This is a genomic window from Streptomyces sp. NPDC057307 (genome assembly GCF_042667665.1).
Lineage (GTDB): Bacteria > Actinomycetota > Actinomycetes > Streptomycetales > Streptomycetaceae > Streptomyces.
This window is the reverse complement of record NZ_JBHUZM010000103.1, coordinates 18,748-28,691: the sequence shown is the minus strand read 5'-3', so window position 1 is coordinate 28,691 and position 9,944 is coordinate 18,748. Positions and strand designations below refer to the sequence as shown.

10 protein-coding genes are annotated in these 9,944 nt (G+C 71.2%); all 10 read right to left on the bottom strand.

From position 1 onward, the window contains the following. Window positions 1–47: 47 nt before the first annotated feature. A complete protein-coding gene (gene nusB / locus ACFUN8_RS27645; RefSeq protein WP_383643043.1) occupies window positions 48–479 on the bottom strand; it encodes a transcription antitermination factor NusB in 432 nt (143 codons plus the stop codon). Window positions 480–481: 2 nt separating this feature from the next. Beyond that, window positions 482–1,048, bottom strand: coding sequence for an elongation factor P (efp, locus tag ACFUN8_RS27640; protein ID WP_023542976.1), 567 nt, complete (start codon window positions 1,046–1,048; stop codon window positions 482–484). Window positions 1,049–1,130: 82 nt separating this feature from the next. Next, a complete protein-coding gene (locus ACFUN8_RS27635; protein ID WP_383643040.1) occupies window positions 1,131–2,255 on the bottom strand; it encodes an aminopeptidase P family protein in 1,125 nt (374 codons plus the stop codon). 115 nt (window positions 2,256–2,370) lie between these two features. Continuing rightward, window positions 2,371–3,414, bottom strand: coding sequence for an AAA family ATPase (locus tag ACFUN8_RS27630; protein ID WP_383643037.1), 1,044 nt, complete (start codon window positions 3,412–3,414; stop codon window positions 2,371–2,373). 154 nt (window positions 3,415–3,568) lie between these two features. Further along, the gene (gene aroQ, locus ACFUN8_RS27625; RefSeq protein WP_383643034.1) at window positions 3,569–4,009 is read right to left on the bottom strand and encodes a type II 3-dehydroquinate dehydratase; all 441 of its coding nucleotides are present in this window, start codon (window positions 4,007–4,009) and stop codon (window positions 3,569–3,571) included. After that, on the bottom strand, window positions 4,006–5,109 hold the full coding sequence (gene aroB / locus ACFUN8_RS27620; protein WP_383643031.1) for a 3-dehydroquinate synthase: 1,104 nt from the start codon (window positions 5,107–5,109) through the stop codon (window positions 4,006–4,008). Before aroB ends, aroQ begins: the two co-directional genes overlap by 4 nt. Beyond that, a complete protein-coding gene (locus ACFUN8_RS27615; protein WP_383643028.1) occupies window positions 5,106–5,696 on the bottom strand; it encodes a shikimate kinase in 591 nt (196 codons plus the stop codon). The genes aroB and ACFUN8_RS27615 overlap by 4 nt, the downstream gene beginning before the upstream one ends. Beyond that, the gene (gene aroC, locus ACFUN8_RS27610) at window positions 5,693–6,877 is read right to left on the bottom strand and encodes a chorismate synthase (RefSeq protein WP_383643025.1); all 1,185 of its coding nucleotides are present in this window, start codon (window positions 6,875–6,877) and stop codon (window positions 5,693–5,695) included. Before aroC ends, ACFUN8_RS27615 begins: the two co-directional genes overlap by 4 nt. A 128-nt stretch (window positions 6,878–7,005) precedes the next feature. Continuing rightward, a complete protein-coding gene (locus ACFUN8_RS27605) occupies window positions 7,006–7,851 on the bottom strand; it encodes a shikimate dehydrogenase (protein WP_383643022.1) in 846 nt (281 codons plus the stop codon). Beyond that, a complete protein-coding gene (gene mltG, locus ACFUN8_RS27600; RefSeq protein ID WP_383643019.1) occupies window positions 7,838–9,796 on the bottom strand; it encodes an endolytic transglycosylase MltG in 1,959 nt (652 codons plus the stop codon). The genes ACFUN8_RS27605 and mltG overlap by 14 nt, the downstream gene beginning before the upstream one ends. Between the last annotated feature and the right edge of the window lie 148 nt (window positions 9,797–9,944).

Here is a 9,944-nt window from a genome sequence, read left to right as displayed (position 1 = left end):
GCGCACACGCGGCCCGTCCGGCGCTTCGAGGAACCTTCGCGACCACGCTATTCGGCGCGGAGCAGGCTCGGCTTGAGGTCCTTGAAGCGGCCGAGGAGGCCGTTCACGAACGACGGGGAGTCGTCGGTGGAGAACTCCTTGGCGAGCTGTACGGCCTCGTCGATCACCACGGCGTCGGGCGTGCCGTCCACCCACACCAGTTCGTACGTGCCCAGCCGCACGATGTTCCGGTCGACGACCGGCATCCGGTCGAGCGTCCAGCCCACCGAGTAGGTGGTGATGAGTTCGTCGATCCGCTCGGCGTACCGCGCGTACCCCTCGACGAGTTCCATCGTGTACTCGCTGACCGGCGGCTGGCGGTCGTCGGTCCGGGCGTGCCGAAGCCAGTCCGCGAGGACCGTCTGCACGGGCGCCCCGCGCTGGTCGGCCTCGAAAAGGATCTGGAAGGCGCGCTTACGGGCCTTGTTGCGGGCAGCCACGGTTAGCTGTTCACCCGGCCGAGGTACTCACCGGAGCGCGTGTCGACCTTGATCTTCTCGCCGGTCGTGATGAAGAGCGGGACACCGATCTCGTAACCGGTCTCCAGCTTCGCGGGCTTGGAGCCGCCGGTGGAGCGGTCGCCCTGCACACCGGGGTCGGTGTGCTCGATGACCAGTTCGACGGCGGCGGGCAGCTCGACGTAGAGCGCGTTGCCCTCGTACATCGCCACCGTGGCCTCGAAGCCCTCCAGCAGGAAGTTCGCGGCGTCGCCGACGACCTCCCGGCTGATGTGGATCTGGTCGTAGGTGCCCATGTCCATGAAGACGAAGTACTCGCCGTCCATGTATGAGAACTGCATGTCGCGGCGGTCGACGCTGGCCGTCTCGACCTTCACGCCGGCGTTGAAGGTCTTGTCGACGACCTTGCCGGAGAGCACATTCTTCAGCTTGGTGCGCACAAAGGCCGGGCCCTTGCCAGGCTTGACGTGCTGGAACTCGACGACGGACCAGAGCTGGCCAGAGTCGAGCTTGAGCACCATGCCGTTCTTGAGGTCGTTCGTGGAAGCCACGGTTGCGGAATCTCCTGGACTGAAGCTGGGTGGGACCACGGGTGCGCGCCGTCGGCGTGACCGGCGAAAGCTTGCCGGAACACTAGAGCGCGAGCAGTTCCTTGGTCGTAATGGTGAGTAGCTCGGGTCCGCCGTCCGCCTCGGGGCGGACGACGAGCGTGTCATCGATCCGGACACCGCCCCGGCCCGGGAGGTGGACCCCCGGTTCGACGGTGACCGGCACACAAGCGTCCAGTTTACCCATGGCAGCGGGTGCCAACTGCGGGTCCTCGTCGATTTCGAGCCCCACACCGTGTCCGGTACGGGCCGCGAGCCCTTCGCCGTACCCCGCCGACTCCAGCGGCTGACGGGCCGCGCGGTCCACGTCACGGTAGGCGGTACCGGGCGTCAGAGCCTCCCGACCTGCCCGTTGTGCGGCGAACACCAGGTCGTACAGGTCGATCTGCCAGTCCGCGGGGGACGAGCCGATGACGAAGGTGCGGCCGATCTCGCAACGGTATCCGTGGTAGTTGGCGCCGAGGCGAACGGAGAGGAAATCTCCCTCCTCGACCCTGCGGTCCGAGGGGCGGTGGCCGGGGCGGCCCGCGTTCGGCCCGGTGGCGACGGAGGTCCGGAAGGCCGGTCCGTCGGCGCCGTGGTCGACCAGTCGGCGTTCCAGTTCCAGGGCGAGATGGCGTTCGGTGCGGCCGACGAGGATCGATTCGAGCAGTTCACCGAGTGCCTGGTCGGAGATCTCGGCGGCGATGCGCAGTTGGGAGATCTCCTCCTCGTCCTTGACCGTCCGCTGCTGTTCCACGGTGCGGCCGAGGTCGGCGAGGAGGAGCCGGGGCGCCACCGAGCGGATGGCGCGGTGGCGGGCGACGGTCAGATGGTGCTCCTCGACGGCGAGGGTCCGGGCCGTGGCCGGGTCCAGGAGGTCCGCGGCGGCGACGGCCGGATCGCCTGTCGCGGTGGGCAGCACGCTGAGCCGCAGCCCGTCGTCGGGACGGCCGTCGCGGCGTCCGTCGGCGGGGTCTCCGGCAGGGGTGCGGGGGCAGAGCAGTACGTCGCGCTGGTCGGCGACGCCGAGCAGCAGGACGGCGCCCGGTGGCGCTCCGCCGGCGAGATAGCGGACGTTGGCGGGCAGTGACACCAGGGCGGCATCGCTGCCGGCCGCGGAGCACCGGTCGCGCAGCCGCCCGCGACGGACCGCATACACCTCTGACATGTATCGAGCCTATGAGCGCGGGCCCGGCTCGGCGCGGCCTGCGCGTCCGACCGGGGCGGCGGAGAGCGTACGGAGCGGGCGCGGGGCGCCGAGGGGGTGGTGCCCCGCGTTCCCGCTACCAGGCCGGCGGGCTCGCGATCGAGCGGGCGAGTACGTCGTCCAGCACCCGGGCCGTCGTCTCGACGTCGTACTTCGAGTTGTCGATGATCGGCAGTCCGGAGCCGTACCAGCCGGCCATCCGGCCGTGGATGCCCGCCACCTCCTCGTCCGAGAGCCTGCGGTTGCCGCTGCGCTCCGCGTTCCGCTCCAGGACGATCTCCAGGCCGGGCAGCAGGACCACGGGCAGCAGGCCGGGGCCGACGTGGCGCTTCCAGCCGCCGAGTCCGACGACCGGGCGGTCCGGGAAGACCGCGTCGTCGAGGATGCAGGAGATCCCGTTGGCGAGGAAGTTGCGGGCGGCGAAGCCGCAGGTGCGGCGGGCGAGGCGGTACTGCGCCTCGGAGTGCTCGTTCCAGCCCGACTGCGGGTCGGCGAAGCCGGAGCAGACCCATTCGCGTACGTCGTCGAGGCTGATGTGCGCGGTGGGGACCTGACGGCGGGCCGCCCAGTGCCGGGCGACGGTCGTCTTGCCCGCGCCGGCGGGGCCGATCAGCAGGACGGCCAGCGTGGCGGCGCCCGTACCGCTGTCGGCGAGGTGCGGCACGGGTATGGGAACCGGCCCGCCCGGCGGCAGTTGGACATGCCCGGTCGTGTCCGGCGGTGGTGGGGCGGGTGGGCCCTGCGGGGGTACGGGCGCCTGCGGGATCCGCTGGGGGCCGGTGGACCGGCCGGCCGGCGGCGGCCCCTGCGGGGGCCCACCGGGCTGAGGCGGTCCGCCCTGCGGGTGCTGGTGCGGGTGCGGGTGCTGATGCGGTGCGCCGTGCTGAGGCGGTCCCTGGTGCCCGCCCGGCGGCGGCTGGGCGCCGTACGGCGCCGCGCCCGGTACGGGTGGCTGCCCGTGGGGCGCGGGAGGGCCGGCCGGCGGGCCGGCGTGCGGTGCGCCGTGCGGTGGCGGACCGTGGGGCGGGGAGCCGTGCGCCCACGCGCCCGCGCCCTGCCCGCCCGCTCCGTGCCCCGAACCATGGGGAGGCGGCAGCGGAGCCCCCACTGCGTGCTGCATCCGGTGCCACTCCGTCTCGTACGTCTGACGCTGATCGTTCGGCCGCCCGGCCGACTTGCCTTCGAACGGTACCGTTCCCCGCCGCCTCCGTAAGAACGCCGGAAGCCCGCTCCGAGTGCCCGGCCGCCCGTGCGGGCTTTCCGGACAGCCGTCGTCAGCCGTCCAGTTCCTCGGCGACCGCGCGCAGCGCCAGTCGGTACGACCCGATGCCGAACCCCGCGATCGTGCCACTGGCGACCGCCGCGACGACCGACGTGTGGCGGAATTCCTCGCGTGTGTACGGGTTCGAGATGTGCACCTCGATCAGCGGCGCGGTGCGCTGCGCCGCGGCGTCCCGCATTCCGTACGAATAGTGGGTGAAGGCACCGGGGTTGAGCACGACGGGGATCGATCCGTCGGCCGCCTCGTGCAGCCAGCGGATCAGCTCGCCCTCGTCGTTCGTCTCGCGTACGTCGACCGTCAGACCCAGCTCCTTGCCCGTCGACTGGCAGGTCTCCACAAGACCGGCGTACGAGACGGAGCCGTAGACGTCCGGTTCGCGGGAACCGAGGCGGCCCAGGTTGGGGCCGTTGAGCACCAGGACCCGACGGGTCACTCGGACACCTCCCCGAACGCGGCGAGCAGCACGGCCGGGTCCGGTCCCTCCAGCACGGTCGGCTTGGCCAGACCGTCGAGGACGATGAAACGCAGCAGGTCACCGCGGGACTTCTTGTCGACCTTCATGGTCTCCAGCAGCTTGGGCCACTGGTCGCCGCGGTAGGTCAGCGGCAGTCCCACGGACTTGAGGACGGCGCTGTGCCGTTCGGCCGTGGCGTCGTCGAGCCGGCCCGCGAGGCGGCCCAGTTCGGCGGCGAAGACCATGCCGATGGAGACGGCCGCGCCGTGCCGCCATTTGTAGCGTTCGTTCTTCTCGATGGCGTGGGCAAGGGTGTGGCCGTAGTTGAGGATCTCGCGTACGCCGGACTCCTTGAGGTCGTTGGACACGACCTCGGCCTTGACCCGGATGGAGCGCTCGATCAGCTCGGCGGTGTGCGGTCCGGCGGGCGAGCGGGCACCCTCGGGGTCGGACTCGACCAGATCGAGAATGGCCGGATCGGCGATGAATCCCGCCTTGATGATCTCGGCCATGCCGCTCACGTAGTCGTGCACGGGCAGCGAGTCCAGCGCCGCGAGGTCGCAGAGCACCCCGGCGGGCGGGTGGAAGGCGCCCACGAGGTTCTTGCCCTCGGCGGTGTTGATGCCGGTCTTGCCGCCGATCGCCGCGTCGACCATGCCGAGGACGGTCGTCGGTACGGCGATCCAGCGCACGCCGCGCAGCCAGGTCGCGGCGACGAAGCCCGCGACATCGGTGGTGGCGCCGCCGCCGACGCCGACGATGACGTCGCTGCGGGTGAAGCCGGTCTGGCCGAGGGCCTTCCAGCAGTAGGCGGCGACCTCGACGGTCTTGGCCTCCTCGGCGTTCGGCAGCTGGATGGCGACCGCCTCGTACCCCTGGTCCGCCAGGTCCTGGCGCAGCGTCTCGCCGGTCTCGGCGAGCGACTCCGGGTGCAGTACGGCGACGCGCTTGGCCTGGGCGCCGATGAGCACGGGCAGTTCGCCCAGCAGCCGCCGGCCGACCAGCACCTCGTAGGGGTCGTGGCCCGCGGTGCCGCCGACCTGGATACGGGTGACCGGCTGGTCCTGGTCCGTCGTCATGCGTGGTTCTCCTTGCCGGGGGCCTTGCCGGAGGTGGCGGAGGGATCGGCGTCGGGGGCGGTTCCGGGGAGGGCCGCCGCGCCCAGGTCCAGCGCCTCGATGACGGCTTCGGCGACCTCTTCGGGTGCCCGCTCGTCGGTCGGGACGACCGCGCGCGCGACCTCCGTGTAGAGGGAGCGCCGCTCCTCCATCAGCAGCTTCCACTGCTGGCGGGGGTTGATGGCGAGCAGCGGGCGGGCCAGGCCCAGCCCGGTGCGCCGGACCGCCTCGTTCGCCTCCATCGAGAGATAGACGACGGGCAGCCCCGCGAGCAGTTCACGGGTGTCCTGGTCGAGGACCGCTCCGCCGCCGAGCGCGACGACACCGGAGTGCTCGGCGAGCGCGGTCCGTACGGCGGCCCGCTCCAGCTCGCGGAAGTGCTGCTCGCCGTCGTCGAAGAAGATGTCCGAGATCTCGCGGCCCTCGGCGGCGACGATGTCCGCGTCGGTGTCCCGGTAGCCGGTGTCGAGGCGTTCGGCGAGCAGCGCGCCGACGGTGGTCTTGCCGACCCCCATGGGGCCGACCAGGACGATCTGGGGGCCGCTCATCGGATCACCAGGTTCTCGAGGTAGGACTCGACGTTGCGCCGGGTCTCCGGGACGCTGTCGCCGCCGAACTTCTCGGCCACGGCGTCCGCGAGGGTCAGCGCGACCATGGCCTCGGCGACGATGCCGGCCGCGGGCACGGCGCAGACGTCGGAGCGCTGGTGGTGCGCCTTGGCGGGCTCGCCGGTGGCGACGTCGATGGTGGCGAGCGCGCGGGGCACGGTCGCGATGGGCTTCATCGCGGCCCGTACGCGCAGCGGTTCACCGGTCGTCAGACCGCCCTCGGTGCCGCCGGAGTGGCCCGAGGCGCGCCTGATGCCGTCGTCGGTGATGAGGATCTCGTCGTGCGCCTGGGAGCCGGGCACCCGGGCGAGTCCGAAGCCGTCGCCGATCTCGACGCCCTTGATGGCCTGGATGCCCATCAGGGCGGCGGCGAGCCGGGCGTCGAGCCTGCGGTCCCAGTGGACGTGCGAGCCGAGCCCGACGGGCACGCCGTACGCCAGCACCTCGACCACACCGCCGAGGGTGTCACCGTCCTTGTGGGCCTGGTCGATCTCGGCGACCATCGCCTCGCTCGCCTCGGGGTCCAGGCAGCGCACGGGGTCGGCGTCGAGCCGCTCCACGTCGCCGGGGGTCGGGTACACGCCGTACGGGGCCTTGGCGGTGGCCAGTTCGACGACATGGGACACGATCTCGATCCCGGCCGTCTCCTTCAGGTACGAGCGCGCGACCGCGCCGAGCGCGACCCTGGCCGCCGTCTCCCGGGCGCTCGCGCGCTCCAGGATCGGCCGGGCCTCGGACGCCCCGTACTTCTGCATGCCCGCGAGGTCGGCGTGGCCGGGGCGCGGGCGGGTCAGGGGCTCGTTACGGGCGAGCCCGGCCAGGATCTCGGGGTCGACCGGGTCGGCCGACATGACCTGTTCCCACTTGGGCCACTCGGTGTTGCCGACCATGATCGCGACCGGCGATCCCATGGTCAGTCCGTGCCGTACGCCGCCGAGGAAGGTGACCTCGTCGCGCTCGAACTTCATGCGCGCGCCACGTCCGTAGCCGAGGCGCCGCCTGGCGAGGTGATCACCCACGATCTCCGTGGTGATCGGCACACCCGCGGGAAGGCCCTCCAGCGTCGCGACGAGTGCGGGGCCGTGCGACTCCCCCGCTGTCAGCCAGCGCAACCTGCTCAACGGTGCTCCTCGGTAATTCTCGACAACTTCGACGGTACGACTGCGGTACGCATCCTCGGGTCCCGATCCTGCCATGACCGGCCACCCGCTCCGTGACTCCGTCCAGCCTGCGGATAGCCGGGCGGGCGTCAGGCGCTGTGCGCCCCGAGCGCCTGTTCGCCGGCCTTGCGCATCACGGCGAGCGGGGCGGGCGCCCGGCCGGTCATCAGCTCGACCTGGAGGACGGCCTGGTGCACGAGGAGGTCGAGACCGCCGACCACCGGTCCGCCCCGGGCGGACCAGGCGGCGGCGAGCGCGGTGGGCCAGGGGTCGTACAGCACGTCGAAGAGGGTGCCGGGGCGGCCGGGGACGTGGGGCGCCAGTTCGTCGGTGGCACCGGCGGGGGTCGTCGCGATCACCAGCGGCGCGCCGAGCGCGCCGGCCGCCTCCGACCAGTCGGCGATACGGACGTCGACGCCGAGCCGTTCCCCCCAGCCGCGCATCTCCGCCGCGCGGGCCCGGCTGCGTACGTAGGCGGTGACGGGGCCCGTACAGATACGGGAGAGCGCGGCGAGCGCGGACGAGGCGGTCGCCCCGGCGCCGAGGACGGCCGCCGACTCCACCTCGGTGACTCCGCGCTCGCGCAGGGCGGCGAGCATGCCGGGGATGTCGGTGTTGTCGCCCGTGCGGCGGCCGTCGCCGTCGATGACGACGGTGTTGACGGCCTCCACCGACGCCGCCGTCTCGCCGACCCGGTCGAGCAGCGGAATGACGGCCCGCTTCAGCGGCATCGTCAGCGAGAGACCGGTCCAGGACGCGTCGAGGCCGGTCAGGAACGCGGGGAGCTGGGCCTCGACCACTTCGAAACGGTCGTACGACCAGTGGGTGAGGCCCAGTTCCGCGTAGGCCGCCCGGTGCAGTACCGGGGAGAGCGAGTGCGCGATGGGCGACCCGAGGACGGCCGCCCTGCGCTCGGTGGTCCTAGTCGTTCGCATTCTTCCGTGTCTCGTTGAACTTCTCGACCAGCTTCTCGTGCTCGGCCAGGGTCTTGGTGAATTCCGTGGTCTTGCCGTCGATGGAGATGAAGAACATCCAGGCGCCCGGGTCGGGCGCCTTCGTGGCGTTCAGCGCGTCGGCACCCGGATTTCCGATCGGACCCGGCGGAAGACCCTTGTGGAAGTACGTGTTGTACGGGTCGGGGTTGGTCCTGATCTCCGCCGTGGAGATGTCGATCTCGCTCTCGTTCTTCAGATAGTTGAACGCCGAGTCGAATTCGAGCTTCTGATTGGTGGCGGTGTTCGTCGGCTTGAGCCTGTTGTAGACGACGGACGCCATCTTCTTGAAGTCGTCGTGCGTCATGCCTTCGGCCTGGACCAGGCTGGCGACGGTGACGACGTCGAGCGGTGAGTCGAGGCCGAGCTTCTCGGCGGACCCCTCCAGGTCGTACTTCTCGTACTCCTGCGTGGAGCGCGCGACCATCTGCTTGAGGATGTCCTCCGGCTTGGTCTTCTCACCGATGTCGTAACGCGCGGGATAGAGGAATCCTTCGAGCGGATCCTTTATGTTCTTGTCGTCGTCGGCCCATTTGGGCAGGCCCAGTCCGTCGGCTTCCGACTTGGCGACGTCCGCGGTGGTGCCGGGGTCGAGCTTGAGCTTCAGGTCGATGAATTCGTACACCTTGACGGCGCGCGTGCCCTCGGCGATGGTCAGCGAATTCAGATTGGCCGGGTTGGTCATCAACTCGACCGCGGCCTTCGCCGACATCTCCTTCTTCATCGGATAGACACCGGGCTGGATGGCCTTGCCCTTGGGGTGCTCGTCCGCCGCGTCGACGAATGCCTGGGCGCTTTTCACCACGCCGGCCTTCTTCAGCAGGCCGCCCATCTCGGCGAGGCCGGCCCCCTGCGGGATCTCGACCTGGACGGAGCCCGCGCCGGCGCCCGCGAAGTCGGCCGGCGGGCCGAAGCGTTCCTGCCAGAACTGGTAGGCGTAGTAACCGCCGCCGGCCGCGCCCCCGACCAGGACGAGGGCGGCCACGAGGCAGGCGCTGCCACCGCGGCGCTTCTTCTTCGACTTGCCGCGGCGGTCACGGCCGCCGCCTCCGCCGCGCCGGCCGTCGTCCTCGTCGTCGTACTCGCGGTCGTCGTCCCGGTCACGGTCCCGGTCGTCGTCGAGGAGGCCGCGCTCGTCCCGGTCGTCGCGGTCGTCGCCGGTGAAGAAGGGGTGCGTCTCCTCGGGCTGCGGGCCGTCCCAGTCGTTCTCGGGCTGGGCCTGGGCTGCCTGGGCCTGGGCGGGCGGCGGCTCCGGCTGCCGGCGCCCCGGGGGACGGGGCGGCGGGTATGCCTCGGAGGTGCCGTACCGGTCGGGGTTCTCGCCGCCGTAGCCGGCTCCGGCGCCCTGCTGGCCCGCGTAGGGGTCGCCCGGGTTCTCGCCGTACGGCATGGCCGCCTGCTGGCCCGTGTCCCAACCGCCGCCGTACTGGGGGTCGTTGGGCTGTGGGCCGGCGTACTGCTGATTGCCGTACTGCGGATCGTTGTACTGCTGCTGGTACTGAGGCTGCTGGGGGTGTTGCTGCTGCTGAGGCGCTTGTTGCTGAGAGTGCTGCTGAGGCTGGTGCGGTTGCTGGGGCTGCTGCGTGTACTGCTGCTGCCCCGTGTCCCAACCGCCGCCGTCGTACTGCGGGTCGTACTGCTGCTGGGGGTGCTGCTGCTGCGGGTACTGGGCCTGTTGGGGCTGCTGCGCGTACTGCTGCTGCCCCGTGTCCCAGCCACCACCGTCGTACTGCGGGTCGTACTGCTGCTGGGGGTGCTGCTGCTGAGCCTGGGCGTCGTAAGGAGCATGACCGTCGGCGGCCTGCTGCGCTCCCCACCCCTGGTCCCCGTACAAGGGATCCTCGGGGTGCCACGGTTCAGGGCCTCGGCCCCGGCCATAGTCAGTCATCGATCCCCTAGAGCCGCGAGGCGCCCGGTGCCGGGCACGGATGGCCCGGTGACCCTGACGCCTCTCTCTGTGCGGCAGTTGTTCGAATCCCGCCGCATCGCGCGGAACGTTACCGTATCGCGATCAGACGACCTTCATCCGCGCATAC